The sequence below is a fragment of the Streptomyces sp. NPDC048254 genome, from assembly GCF_043201895.1.
Lineage (GTDB): Bacteria > Actinomycetota > Actinomycetes > Streptomycetales > Streptomycetaceae > Streptomyces.
Window position 1 is genome coordinate 30,792 of sequence record NZ_JBICZJ010000026.1, and the last position, 12,679, is coordinate 43,470.

The following is a 12,679-nucleotide window of genomic DNA, read 5'->3' on the forward strand; positions in this document are numbered from 1 at the left end:
GCGGCCGCTAGCCCCCGATCGCGGACATCGGCCGGTCCGGCTGCACGAACGACGGGTCGTCCAGGCCCGCCCCCGCCTTCTTCCCCCACATCGCCAGTCGCCAGATGCGGGCGATCTCCTCGTCGGATCCGCCCGAGCGCAGTGCGCCGCGCAGGTCCGTCTCCTCCCTGGCGAACAGGCAGTTGCGTATCTGGCCGTCGGCCGTGAGACGGGTGCGGTCGCAGGCCGCGCAGAACGGGCGGGTGACCGAGGCGATGACGCCGACGCGGTACGGGCCGCCGTTCACCAGCCAGCGCTCCGCCGGGGCGGCACCGCGCTCGGCCGCGTCCTCGGGAGTGAGGTCGAAGCGGGTGTGGAGCGAGGCGAGGATGTCCCCCGCCGTCACCATGCCGTCGCGCTTCCAGCCGTGCTGGGCGTCCAGCGGCATCTGCTCGATGAAGCGCAGCTCGTACTCGTGCTCCACCGCCCAGGCCAGCAGGTCGGGGGCCTCGTCCGCGTTCAGGCCCGGCATCAGGACCGTGTTGACCTTGACGGGGGTGAGGCCGGCGTCGCGGGCTGCCTGAAGGCCGTCGAGGACGTCCTGGTGGCGGTCGCGGCGGGTGAGGGTCTTGAAGGCCTCCGGGCGGAGGGTGTCGAGGGAGACGTTGACCCGGTCCAGGCCGGCCGCCTTCAGGGCCGTGGCGGTGCGCCGCAGGCCGATGCCGTTGGTCGTCAGGGACATCTGGGGACGGGGGGCCAGGGCCGCCACCCGCTCCACGATGCCGACCAGGCCGGGGCGCAGCAAGGGCTCGCCGCCGGTGAAGCGGACCTCCTCGATGCCCAGCAGACGGACGGCGATGTCGATCAGGCGGACGATCTCGTCGTCCGTGAGCAGGTCGGACTTGGTCAGCCACTGCAGGCCCTCCTCGGGCATGCAGTACGTACAGCGCAGATTGCACCGGTCGGTCAGCGAGACCCTCAGGTCGGTGGCCACCCGGCCGTAGGTATCGATGAGCACGTGGGCCCCCTCCCTCGTTACGGATCGGATCTTTTCCGTCACTTGCGAGCCTACGTGACCGCGCTGACATCGCGAGGGGCCCGATGCCACGAGGTACGACGCGGCCGCGTCGTAGGACCCTACGATCCCGTCGACGCGGCCAGTCGTACGAAGGTCAGTGCGCTCCGGTGCCGGTGAGGGACCGCACCTCCAGTTCCGCGTACTTCGCGTCGTCCGGGACCTCCTTGGAGAGGTAGGTGCCCACGACGCCGAGGAGGAAGCCGACCGGGATCGAGATGATGCCGGGGTTCTCCAGCGGGAACCAGTGGAAGTCGACGTCGGGGAACATCGACGTCTCCTTGCCGGACACCACCGGCGAAAAGAGGACCAGGCCGACCGCGGTGACCAGGCCGCCGTAGATCGACCAGAGGGCGCCCGCGGTGGTGAAGCGCTTCCAGAAGAGGCTGTAGAGGATGGTCGGCAGGTTCGCGGAGGCGGCGACCGCGAAGGCGAGCGCGACCAGGCCGGCGACGTTGAGGTCGCGGGCCAGCGCGCCGAGCACGATCGAGACCGCGCCGATGCCGACGGTGGCGTAGCGGGCCGCGTTGATCTCCTGCTTCTCGGAGGCCTGGCCCTTCTTGATCACGTTGGCGTAGATGTCGTGCGCGAAGGAGGACGACGAGGCCAGGGTGAGGCCCGCGACCACGGCGAGGATCGTCGCGAAGGCGACCGCCGAGATGGTGGCCAGCAGGATCGCGCCCCAGTTGGAGTCGACGCCGCCCAGATGGAGGGCGAGGAGGGGGGCCGCGGTGTTGCCCGACTTGTTGGAGGCGATGATCTCGTCCGGTTTGATCAGCGCGGCGGCGCCGAAGCCGAGGGCGAGGGTCATCAGGTAGAAGGCGCCGATCAGGCCGATCGCCCAGAGCACGGACTTACGGGCGGCCTTCGCGGTGGGCACGGTGTAGAAGCGGATCAGGATGTGCGGCAGACCGGCGGTGCCGAGGACCAGGGCGATGCCGAGGGAGAGGAAGTCCAGCTTGCTGGTGCCGGTGGCGCCGTACTTCAGGCCGGGCTCCAGGAAGGCGGTGCCCTTGCCGCTGTTGTCGGCGGCCTTGCCGAGCAGGTCGGAGATGTTGAAGTGGAACTTGGCCAGGACCATGAAGGTCAGCAGCAGGGCGCCCGCGATGAGCAGCACGGCTTTGACCATCTGCACCCAGGTGGTGCCCTTCATGCCGCCGATGGTGACGTAGACGATCATCAGGACGCCGACCAGGGCGACGATGGCGATCTTGCCGCCGTCACTGGTGATGCCGAGGAGGAGGGAGACGAGGACGCCCGCTCCCGCCATCTGGGCCAGCAGGTAGAAGATCGACACCACGATCGTCGAGGTGCCGGCCGCGGTGCGGACCGGGCGCTGGCGCATGCGGTACGCCAGCACGTCGCCCATGGTGTAGCGGCCGGAGTTGCGCAGCGGTTCGGCGACCAGGAGCAGGGCGACCAGCCAGGCGACCAGGAAGCCGATGGAGTAGAGGAAGCCGTCGTAGCCGAAGAGGGCGATGGCGCCGGCGATGCCGAGGAAGGACGCGGCGGACATGTAGTCGCCGGAGACGGCGAGGCCGTTCTGGAAGCCGGTGAACTGGCGGCCGCCCGCGTAGAAGTCGGCGGCGTCCTTGGTCTGGCGGCCGGCCCAGATGGTGATGACGAGGGTCGCGGCGACGAACACCGCGAACAGGGTGATGATCAGCGTCCGGTGCTCGCTGGCCTCGCCGGCCGCCATGGTGATCGCGGGGCTCATGCGCCGCCCTCCATCCGGGACTTGATGGCCTCGGCCTTGGGGTCGAGCTTGGCGGCGGCGTGGTGCGCGTACCACCAGGCGATGAGGAACGTGGTGAGGAACTGGGCGAGGCCGAGGACCAGGGCCACGTTGATGTTGCCGACGACCTTGGTGCCCATGAAGTCGCCCGCGTAGTTGGAGAGCAGGACGTACAGCAGGTACCAGGCGATGAAGCCGACGGTCAGCGGGAAGGCGAAGGAGCGGTGGGAGTGCCGCAGTTCGGCGAACTCCGGACTCTGCTGCACCTCGGTGAACTCCTCGCTGGAGGGGAGCCGGGTCTGCGTTTTCGAGGGCGGTGGTGTCTCGGTAGCCACGGAGTCTCCTCGCGATACGGACATGCGGATTCTGACCTCACAGACATGTGGATCACCTACCCGGAGTGATGCGGCGGCTCCGGTAAGTGATTCCGACGGGGGGCCTCGATCCTGCTGTGGCTCCCTCCTCAAGGTCACGGCGCCACGCGTGGACAGGTTCAACTCGCCCGAGTTCTTTCGGAAGTCGTTCGCGTGATCCCACTCCGGTCATTGCTGGCCGGTGAGTGCGGGAGATAGCTTCGCCCTGCACTACCCGTCATGTACCTGCCCAGGCAGCACGCACGGCTCGGGCGGGCCCGCTCTCGGTTGATGTTCCGGATGATGTGGAGACCCCATGGCTCATCTGCGTTCCAGACGCGCGCTGGCGCTCGCCGTACCGCTTGCCCTGTCGCTGACCGCCTCGCTCGGCCTGCTGCCGGCGGCGGCCTCGGCGGCACCGCTGACGGCTTCGGCGACACCGGCGGCGGACGGGCCGAACCTGGCCTATGTCGTCAACACCAGGACGGATCACCGCACGATCGAGTCGGTGCAGCGGGCGATCACCCGCAACGGCGGCACGGTCGTCGTGTCGTACGACAGGATCGGCGTGATCGTCGTGCACTCGGCGAACCCGGACTTCGGCGCCGCGATGCGCGCGGTGCGCGGGGTGCGGTCGGCGGGGGCGACGCGGACGGCTCCGCTGAGCGCGGCGGGGACCACGTCCGAGGGGGCCGTGCAGGTCCTGTCGAAGGCGGAGGCCGCGCAGGTCGAGAAGAGGTCGGCGGCGGGCCAGGAGCCCCTGGAGGCCGACCAGTGGGATCTGCGGACGATCGGCGCCGACAAGGCCGCCGCGGTCAACCCGGGGAGCCGGTCGGTGACGGTCGGCGTCATCGACACCGGCGTCGACGACACCCACCCGGACATCGCCCCCAACTTCTCCGCCGCGCAGTCCGCCAACTGCGTGAGCGGCAAGGCCGACACGACGTACGGCGCCTGGCGGCCGGTGGACGCCGACCACTACCACGGCACGCATGTCGCCGGTGAGATAGCCGCCGCCCGCAACGGCATCGGCGTGGCGGGCGTGGCACCGGGGGTGAAGGTCGCGAGCATCACCGTGGCCCAGCCCGACTCGACGCAACTGTTCTACCCGGAGAGTGTCGTCTGCGCCTTCGTGTTCGCCGCCGACCACGGTGTGGAGATCACCAACAACAGCTACTACGTTGATCCATGGCTGTACAACTGCATGGACGACCCGGATCAACGTGCCATCGTTGACGCGGTCAACAGGGCCCAGTTGTACGCCCGGAGCAAGGGCACGCTCAATGTGGCCTCGGCGGGCAACTCGAACGACGACCTCGACTCGCACGCCCTCGTCGACGATTCCAGCCCGGACGACTCGACCGCCACGACCCGTACGGTCGACCCGCACGAGTGCTTCGACGTGCCGACCCAGCTGCCCGGTGTGGTCACCGTGAGCGCGGTCGGCGTCAACAACGCCAAGTCCTACTACTCCAGCTACGGACAGGGCGTCGTCGACGTGGCGGGCCCGGGCGGCGACAAGTACCAGATCCCGGACACGCCGTCGCAGAACGGCCGCATCCTGTCCACCCTGCCGAACGACCAGTACGGCTTCCTCCAGGGCACCTCGATGGCGTCCCCGCACGTGGCCGCGGTCGCCGCGCTGCTGAAGTCGGCCCACCCGCACGCCTCCCCGGCCCGGCTCCAGGCGCTGCTGAAGGCCGAGGCGGACAACCCGGGCTGTCCGGCGGGCCCCTACGACGGGGACGGCGACGGCGTCGTGGACGCCACCTGCGTGGGCGGCAGACACGTCAACGGCTTCTACGGCTCGGGGGTCGTGAACGCGCTCCGCGCGGTCAAGTGACCACCTCACAGCAGGACTTCCCGCACGGCATGCTCGTTTCGCGAACGAACCGGAGGCTCACCCACATGACAGCGCCCCAGTCGCGCCACCGCCGCGCGCTCGCCATCCCGCTCGGTATGGCCATGGCCACGGCCCTGGCGTTCCTGCCCAACGTCTCGGCGTCCGCCGCCGACACCACGGTCACGGCCACGGCCACGGGCGCTACGGACGCGAGTGACGCGACGCCCCTCAGCTATGTCGTCAACGTCCGCCCCGGGCACGGCACCTCGCAGCGCGTCCAGCGGGCGATCGGCCGGGCCGGCGGCACCGTGGTGATCTCGTACGACGAGATCGGCGTGATCGTCGTCCACTCGTCCAACCCCGACTTCGCCAAGGCCATGCGCAAGGTGCCCGGCGTGGACTCGGCCGGTGCCACCCGGAACGCGCCGCTGCCCGCCCAGTCGACCACCGACGTCGGCACGCCCAAGGTGCTCAGCTCCGAGCAGGTCACGGAGGCGGACGCACAGGCGGCCGACGGACAGGACCCGCTGGAGCCTCTGCAGTGGGACCTGCCCGCCATCAAGGCCGACAAGGCGCACGAGAAGACCCTGGGCAGTTCGAAAGTCACCGTCGCCGTCATCGACACCGGCGTCGACGACACCCACCCGGACATCGCCCCGAACTTCTCCGCCGCGCAGTCCACCAACTGCGTGTCGGGCAAGCCGGACACGACGTACGGGGCCTGGCGGCCCAGCGCCGTGGAGAGCCCGCACGGCACTCATGTGGCGGGTGAGATCGCGGGTGCCAGGAACGGGATCGGCATCACCGGTGTGGCGCCGGGCGTCAAGGTGGCGGGCATCAAGGTCGCCACCACCGCCGGGTACTTCTACACGGAGGCCGTGGTCTGCGGCTTCGTGTGGGCGGCCGAGCACCACATCGACGTCACCAACAACAGCTATTACACCGACCCCTGGTACTTCAACTGCACCGACGACCCGGACCAGAAGGCGCTCGTCGACGCCATCACCCGGGCCTCCCGGTTCGCGGAGAAGAAGGGCACCGTCAACGTGGCGGCGGCCGGCAACGAGAGCTACGACCTGGCCTCCGACTCGATCACCGACCCGGTCTCGCCGAACGACGGCACGCCCAGCGACCGGGTGATCGACCCGCACAAGTGCTACGACATACCGACCCAGCTGCCGGGCGTGGTCACCGTCGCGGCCACGGGCGCGAAGGGCCTCAAGTCGTCCTTCTCCAACTACGGCCTCGGGGTGATCGACATCGCCGCGCCCGGCGGCGACTCGACCGCGTACCAGGCCCCCGCGCCCCCGGCGACCAGCGGCCTGATCCTGGGCCCGCTGCCGGGCGGCAAATGGGGCTACATGGCCGGTACGTCGATGGCGACCCCGCATGTCGTCGGTGTCGCGGCATTGATCAAGTCAACCCATCCGCACGCCTCCCCCGCCCTGGTGAAGGCCCTGCTGTACGCCGAGGCGACCGCCACACCGTGCACCGACCCGTACGACATCAACGGCGACGGCAAGGTCGACGCGGTGTGCGAGGGCACGAAGAACCACAACGGTTTCTACGGCTGGGGCACCGCGGACGCGCTGGCGGCGGTGACCCGGTAGGCGCATATATTGATTCAGTCAATACTGCATGATGCAGTCATGACTGAAATCAACTACGCGTGGTCCGCGCTGGGCGGCGATCCCTCACTGCCCGCGCGGATCACGACCGTGGCACGCGCGGGCACGCTCCCGTCACGCCTTCCCGTACGACGGCTCGCACGCGCATGTGTCGGAGCGTGCGCGCTGGCCGCCGCCGAGTTGGGGGCGCGGCGGACCGGAACGGTGGAGGTGCCCGCGGTCCGAGTCGACGACGGGGCCGTGGCGGCGGCGTTCACCAGCGAGCGGCAGTTGCTGGTCGACGGGCGGGCGCCGGTGTCGTTCGCCCCGCTGTCCCGGTTCTGGCGCACGGCGGACGGATGGGTGCGCACCCACGCCAACTACCCGCACCACCAGGCCCGGTTGCTGACCTCGCTGGGACTGCCGGAGGGCGCCTCGCCGGAGGAAGCCGCGTCCCGGATCGCCGGACTGCCCGCACGGGACGTGGAGGACGCGGCCTACGGCGCCGGCGGGCTCGCCGTGGCGCTGCGCTCGCCCGAGGAGTGGGCGGCGCACGAGCAGGCGGTCGAGGTGGCCGCGCGCCCCCTCGTCGAGCGGGGCCGTCTGGACGCGGCCCACGCGCGCGTGCTCCCGCCGCTCGACGCCGGTGCCGCTCCCCTGCTGCCCGCCGCCGGGCTGCGCGTCCTGGACCTGACCCGGGTCCTGGCCGGCCCGGTCGCCACCCGCACCCTCGGGCTGCTGGGCGCCGACGTCCTGCGCCTGGACGCGCCCTGGCTGCCCGAGCTCGCCGACCAGCACGCCGACACGGGCTTCGGAAAACGGTCGGCGACGCTCGACCTCACGACCGGCCGGGCAGTCTTCGAGGAACTGCTGGCCTCGGCGGACGTCGTGGTCACCGGCTACCGGCCAGGCGCCCTGGACCGGTTCGGGCTCTCCCCCGAGGCGCTGGCCGAACGGCGGCCGGGGCTGGTCGTGGCCCAGGTGTCTGCGTGGGGTGCGTACGGGCCGTGGGCCGGGCGGCGTGGCTTCGACAGCCTGGTGCAGGTCGCCACCGGCATCGCGAGGACCGAGGGCTCGGCGGAGCGGCCGGGTGCGCTGCCCGCGCAGGCGCTCGACCACGGCACGGGGTATCTGCTGGCGGCGGGCGTGCTGCGAGCGCTGACCGAGCAGTCCTACGACGGCGGCAGCCGGTTCGTGCGGCTGGCGCTGGCGCGCACCGCTCGGTGGCTGACGGCGGAGACGGAGCCGGGGCCCGAGGGCGGCGAGCCGTACGAGGGGCCGGACAGCCGGCTCGCCGAGACGGACAGCGCGCTGGGGCGGCTGCGGTACGCCCGGCCGCCGGTATCCTTCGCGGGCGGCCCGGCCGACTGGGCGCGACCGCCGGTGCCGTGGGGGTCGGATCCGGCCACGTGGGCATGACCGCACCGCCCGACCGGCCGGAAACGCACGAAGAGGCGGAATGACGCTCCGTCAGTTGTATTCCGCTACTTGCCCGGTTCTGTCATGACTGGCGAGGATCGTGGGGTGACGGCGACACGACCGACCACCGAAGCGGCCGACGCGAACGGCCCCGCGAGATACCCCGGTGCCGGCCGGGCCGTCGCCGTCCTGGTTCTGGTGGCGCTGGGCACGCTGGTGGTGCCGCTGCTCGGGCCGTCCGTCGCCCTGCACGACACCGGGGAGGCCGCGGCGCCGGGGGTGGGCGGCATCGCCTTGCTGCGCGGGGTGCTGTTCGGCGCCCTGTGCGTGCCGTTGGGCGAGCTGTTCGTGGACCGGCTGGCCCGCCGGCTGCCGGACCCGCCGCCCGAACGGCCGTCCAGCTGGGCGGTGTTCGCGGCTGCCGCCGGTTTCGTCGCCGCGCTGGGGCTCGCGTCGGTCGTGTCGACGGGCAACCTGGTGCCGCGCTCTCTCGCGGACGTCGACGTGGGCGGCCTGTACCAGTCGCGTGACGGCAAGTTGGCGCTGATCGAGGTCAACGCCTTTCTGCTGGCCGGTCTGTGCGCCCGCGCGCGCCGCCCGGCGCTCCAGGTGTGGCCGCCGGCCGCGGTGGTCGTCGCCGAGGCGCTGCGCGCCCACCCCGCGCCCGAGCACACCCCGTTGCTCGGCTCGGCGCTGACCCTGGTGCATCTGAGCTGCGCGACGCTGTGGGCGGGCGGTCTGCTGCACGCGCTGCGCCTGCTGCACCGGTGGCGCGGCAGGGAGGCCGGGGCGGCGCTGCTCGGTGTCTACGCGCGCGTGGCCGCCGTGCTGCTCGCGGCCATCACCGCGACGGGCGTGTGGAGTTCGCTGCGGCGGATGCCCGCGGGCACGATCCTGGACCAGCTGACGACGACGGCGTACGGGCGCACCCTGCTCGCCAAGGTGGTCCTCGTCGCCGCTGTCGCCGCGCTCGCGCTGTGGGCGCGGTTCCGGCTGCGCCGGGCGGCCGACCCGCTCACCGCGCACCTCCCCGCGCGGGCCGAGGTGGCCGTGCTGGGGGTGGTGGTCGCGGTGTCGGGGGTGCTGACGGCGCTGCCGGTGCCGATCAGGTGGACGTGATCAGATGGACGTGATCAGGTCGCCCCGATCAAGTGCGCTCAATCAAGTGGACCTGATCAACCATTGACCGGGACGTTGATTCAGTCGTTGGTGACGAGCACCTTGAGGGCGGTGCGCTCGTCCATCGCCTTGTAGCCGTCGGGCACGCCCTCGATGCCGACGGTCAGGTCGAAGACCGGCGAGGGGTCGATGGTGCCGGCGAGGACGTCGGGCAGCAGGTCGGGGATGTAGGCACGGACCGGGGCGACACCGCCGCGCAGGGCGATATTCCGGTCGAACATGACGGAGAGGTCCAGACCGGTGCCGCTGCCGTGCGGGACGCCGACGAAGCCGATCGCGCCGCCGTCCCGGGTGATCTCGACGGCCGTCCGCATGGACTGCTCGGTGCCCACGGCCTCCACGACGGAGTGCGCGCCCTGCCCCCGGGTGAGCTCGCGGACGGCCGCCACGGCCGCGTCCCCGCGCTCGGCGACGACGTCGGTGGCGCCGAAGCGGCGCGCGATGTCGGTGCGGACCTCGTGCCGGCCCAGCGCGATGATCCGCTCGGCACCCAGCCGCTTGGCGGCCAGCACGGCGCACAGGCCGACCGCGCCGTCCCCGACGACGGCGACCGTGGCCCCGGGACGGGCGCCCGCGCCGAGGGCCGCGTGGTGGCCGGTTCCGAGGACGTCGGAGAGGGTCAGCAGGGCGGTCAGCAGGTGGTCTTCGGAGGCCGCGTCCTTGGGCAGCTGGACCAGGGTGCCGTCGGCGAACGGGACGCGCACGGCCTCGCCCTGGCCGCCGTCGTACCCCACCGAGCCCCAGAAACCGCCGTGCTCGCAGGACGTCGTCAGACCCTCGCGGCAGTAGTCGCAGACGCCGTCGGACCACATGAAGGGGGCCACCACGAGGTCGCCGCGCCGGACGGTGCCCACCTCGGAGCCGGTCTCCTCGACGACGCCCAGGAACTCGTGCCCGATGCGCTGCCCCGGCTGCCGGGCCGCCTCGCCCCGGTAGGCCCACAGGTCGCTGCCGCAGATACAGGCGCGCAGGACTCGTACGACGGCGTCGGTGGGCAGTTGCACCACCGGCTCGGGCACGTCCTCCACGCGCATGTCGTACGGGGCGTGGATGGTGGTGGCGCGCATGGCGAGGATCCCTCTCGTGCGGTGTCGTGGGTGCGCTCAGGGGGTGGTCGGGCGCACTTCACGGTACGCCGTCGCCGGTGCGGGCCGCGCGACGAGGGTGCCCCGGACCAGCAGGAACTGTCCGGCCACGTAGGTCAGCATGATCCAGAAGTCGGGCCTGGGCAGCTGCGGCCAGTCGGCGACACCGGTCGCGATGAGGGTGTCGGAGAGCATGAAGAGCGCGCCGCCGAGCCCGGCGACCGGTCCGAGCCGGGTGACCGCCGTGTACGCCATGGCGGTGAGCAGGGTGCTGTAGCCGGCGACGGGGACACGGAGGCCGGCGGGCAGGTCCGGCCACAGCAGGACGACCAGGATGACGAGGGCGGCGGCGTAGCCGACGGCGAGGACACCGGCACGCGCGTGTGCCGGTCCGTGGCGGCGGAACAGCGCGAGGTAGCAGACGTGTCCGGCGGCGAAGCAGGCCATCCCCGCCATGAAGGCGGGGTCGGCGTCGGAGAGCAGCAGCACGTCGCCGCCCCAGCCGCACAGCAGGGCGGCGACGAGCAGCCGCGGGCCACCCGCCCGGGCGGTCCAGGCGGCGAGCAGCGGCATCAGGAGCACCTTGGCCACCACGTGCCCGATGTGGAAGCCGGCGGCGAGGCACCCGAGGTCGGCCGCGGCGGCGAGGGCGAAGGCGGCGAGCAGCGCCCGGGACGCTCTCACGCGGCCATGGACTCCTCGGCCTGCTCCACGGCGGCCGGGGGCGCCCAGCCGGGCCCCCCGAACACCCGCCCGGCCCGCTCCCGCCAACTGCGGGCGGCCTTCAGGTCCCTGCCGATGGCCAGGTACTCATGGGTGGCCACCTTGATCGGGTTGAACGTGTTGATGTTCTTGGTCAACCCGTACACCGGCCGCTCGACCTCCGGCACCCACGAGCCGAACAACCGGTCCCAGATGATCAGGATCCCACCGAAGTTGCGGTCCAGGTAGCCGCCCTGGGAGGCGTGGTGCACGCGGTGGTGGGACGGCGTGTTGAACACGAACTCGAACCACCGGGGCATCTTGTCGATGCGTTCGGTGTGGATCCAGAACTGGTAGACGAGGTTCGCGGAGGAACAGAAGGCGAGCGCGGCCGGGTGCACACCGACGGCGACGAGCGGGACGTAGAACGGCCAGACCGTCAGCGAGGTCCAGGGCTGGCGCAGTGCGGTGGTGAGGTTGAACTTCTTGCTGGAGTGGTGGACGACGTGGCAGGCCCACAGGACGCGGATGACGTGGTGGCCGCGGTGGGACGAGTAGTAGAAGAAGTCCTGCGCGAACAGCATCAGCGGGACCGTCCACCACAGGACGGGAATGCGCAGCGGGGTGAGTTCGTAGACCGCCGTGTAGATCGCGACGATCGGGATCTTCCAGACGAAGTCGAAGACGAGCGACCCGAGCCCCATGCCGACGCTGGTGGCGGCGTCCTTGGCCTCGTATCCGTCGGCGTCGTCGTCGGGATGGATGCGGTAGCTGACCACCTCGATCACGGTGAGCAGCACGAAGGCGGGTATCGACCACAGCACGACATCGGGCAGGTTCGGCATGGGGGCACCGTAGAACCGCTGGTCGGCTGCGGCTAGACGTTGTTACCCACAAGTATTGCCCGCGGTATGCGCTTGCTTGTTGGCGATCTCCGCCAACGGCCGGGCCGCCGCTAGACCCCCACCGCCCCCAGCAGGGTCCCCGCCGCATAGGTGACGCCCATGGCCAGCGCGCCGCCCGCCATGTTCCGTACCATCGCCGGACCCACCGCCGCCGCCCCCAGCCGCGCGCTGCTCCATCCCGTCAGGACCAGCGCGGCCAGCACCGACCCCACGGTCACCGGAAGCCGCCAGCCGGCGGGCGGCAGGACGATCGCCAGCAGCGGCAGCAGCGCCCCGACCGTGAACGCCAGGAAGCTCGCCAGCGCCGCGTTCCACGGGTTGGTCAGCTCGTCCGGGTCGATGCCCAGCTCCACGCTCGCGTGGGCCTTCAGCGCGTCCCGCTCGGTGAGCTGGACCGCCGCCTCCCGCGCCACCTCCCGGGACAGCCCGCGCCGCTCCAGCAGTTCGGTCAGCTCCTCCAGTTCCGCCTCGGGCTGCTCCTTCAGCTCGCGTTTCTCCAGCGCGAGCGCGGCCAGTTCCGAGTCGCGTTGGGTGGACACCGACACGTACTCCCCCGCCGCCATGGACATCGACCCGGCGAGCAGCCCCGCCAGGCCCGCCGTCAGCAGGGCGCCCCGGTCGTCGGTGGCGCCCGCGACGCCGACGACGATGCCCGCCGTCGACACGATGCCGTCGTTGGCCCCCAGTACGGCCGCCCGCAGCCAGTTCAGCCGGGAGCCGAGCGCTCCCCCGTGGGCCTCGTTGTCGTGCGTCTGTTCCGTCACGACACGGAGGATCGCACCCCGCTCCCGGTGAGG

11 protein-coding genes are annotated in these 12,679 nt (G+C 71.5%); 4 read left to right on the forward strand and 7 right to left on the reverse strand.

The genetic code is table 11. The features are described 5' to 3' along the window. Positions 1-7 precede the first annotated feature (7 nt). The 3 genes from moaA to ACGFZQ_RS45910 all read right to left on the reverse strand — a co-directional run bounded on the left by moaA (position 8) and on the right by ACGFZQ_RS45910 (position 3,124). Positions 8-997: a GTP 3',8-cyclase MoaA gene (moaA, locus tag ACGFZQ_RS45900; RefSeq protein ID WP_393845493.1), complete on the reverse strand. Its 990-nt coding sequence runs from the start codon at positions 995-997 to the stop codon at positions 8-10. 154 nt (positions 998-1,151) lie between these two features. Next, the gene (locus tag ACGFZQ_RS45905; RefSeq protein ID WP_393845494.1) at positions 1,152-2,771 is read right to left on the reverse strand and encodes a cation acetate symporter; all 1,620 of its coding nucleotides are present in this window, start codon (positions 2,769-2,771) and stop codon (positions 1,152-1,154) included. Beyond that, entirely contained in the window at positions 2,768-3,124 is a 357-nt protein-coding gene (locus ACGFZQ_RS45910) for a DUF485 domain-containing protein (protein ID WP_351733234.1), read from the reverse strand. The genes ACGFZQ_RS45905 and ACGFZQ_RS45910 overlap by 4 nt, the downstream gene beginning before the upstream one ends. 334 nt (positions 3,125-3,458) lie before the next feature. Between ACGFZQ_RS45910 and ACGFZQ_RS45915 the strand changes: the two genes are divergently transcribed. From ACGFZQ_RS45915 to ACGFZQ_RS45930, 4 genes are all read left to right on the forward strand, one after another. Beyond that, on the forward strand, positions 3,459-4,985 hold the full coding sequence (locus ACGFZQ_RS45915; RefSeq protein WP_393845495.1) for a S8 family serine peptidase: 1,527 nt from the start codon (positions 3,459-3,461) through the stop codon (positions 4,983-4,985). Between the two features lie 65 nt (positions 4,986-5,050). Continuing rightward, on the forward strand, positions 5,051-6,595 hold the full coding sequence (locus ACGFZQ_RS45920) for a S8 family serine peptidase (protein WP_393845496.1): 1,545 nt from the start codon (positions 5,051-5,053) through the stop codon (positions 6,593-6,595). Positions 6,596-6,634: 39 nt separating this feature from the next. Then, the gene (locus tag ACGFZQ_RS45925) at positions 6,635-8,011 is read left to right on the forward strand and encodes a CoA transferase (RefSeq protein WP_393845497.1); all 1,377 of its coding nucleotides are present in this window, start codon (positions 6,635-6,637) and stop codon (positions 8,009-8,011) included. 105 nt (positions 8,012-8,116) lie between these two features. After that, the gene (locus tag ACGFZQ_RS45930; RefSeq protein WP_393845498.1) at positions 8,117-9,130 is read left to right on the forward strand and encodes a CopD family protein; all 1,014 of its coding nucleotides are present in this window, start codon (positions 8,117-8,119) and stop codon (positions 9,128-9,130) included. 80 nt (positions 9,131-9,210) lie between these two features. On the opposite strand, the gene ACGFZQ_RS45935 is transcribed toward ACGFZQ_RS45930, so the two are convergent. The 4 genes from ACGFZQ_RS45935 to ACGFZQ_RS45950 all read right to left on the reverse strand — a co-directional run bounded on the left by ACGFZQ_RS45935 (position 9,211) and on the right by ACGFZQ_RS45950 (position 12,646). After that, positions 9,211-10,257, reverse strand: a complete 1,047-nt coding sequence (locus ACGFZQ_RS45935; RefSeq protein WP_393845499.1) for a zinc-dependent alcohol dehydrogenase family protein — start codon at positions 10,255-10,257, stop codon at positions 9,211-9,213. Between the two features lie 36 nt (positions 10,258-10,293). Further along, the gene (locus ACGFZQ_RS45940; protein ID WP_393845500.1) at positions 10,294-10,959 is read right to left on the reverse strand and encodes a lysoplasmalogenase; all 666 of its coding nucleotides are present in this window, start codon (positions 10,957-10,959) and stop codon (positions 10,294-10,296) included. Further along, positions 10,956-11,822 (reverse strand): sterol desaturase family protein, encoded by an 867-nt coding sequence (locus tag ACGFZQ_RS45945; protein WP_393845501.1) that lies wholly within the window; start codon positions 11,820-11,822, stop codon positions 10,956-10,958. The genes ACGFZQ_RS45940 and ACGFZQ_RS45945 overlap by 4 nt, the downstream gene beginning before the upstream one ends. Positions 11,823-11,932: 110 nt before the next feature. After that, positions 11,933-12,646: a VIT family protein gene (locus tag ACGFZQ_RS45950; RefSeq protein ID WP_393845502.1), complete on the reverse strand. Its 714-nt coding sequence runs from the start codon at positions 12,644-12,646 to the stop codon at positions 11,933-11,935. Positions 12,647-12,679: the final 33 nt, after the last annotated feature.

Bases quoted from the DNA above. Each gene is read 5' to 3' on its own strand.
- ACGFZQ_RS45925 (WP_393845497.1), top strand. From the start codon at position 6,635: ATGACTGAAATCAACTACGCGTGGTCCGCGCTGGGCGGCGATCCCTCA.
- ACGFZQ_RS45915 (WP_393845495.1), top strand. From the start codon at position 3,459: ATGGCTCATCTGCGTTCCAGACGCGCGCTGGCGCTCGCCGTACCGCTT.
- ACGFZQ_RS45920 (WP_393845496.1), top strand. From the start codon at position 5,051: ATGACAGCGCCCCAGTCGCGCCACCGCCGCGCGCTCGCCATCCCGCTC.
- ACGFZQ_RS45905 (WP_393845494.1), bottom strand. From the start codon at position 2,771: ATGAGCCCCGCGATCACCATGGCGGCCGGCGAGGCCAGCGAGCACCGG.
- ACGFZQ_RS45945 (WP_393845501.1), bottom strand. From the start codon at position 11,822: ATGCCGAACCTGCCCGATGTCGTGCTGTGGTCGATACCCGCCTTCGTG.
- ACGFZQ_RS45935 (WP_393845499.1), bottom strand. From the start codon at position 10,257: ATGCGCGCCACCACCATCCACGCCCCGTACGACATGCGCGTGGAGGAC.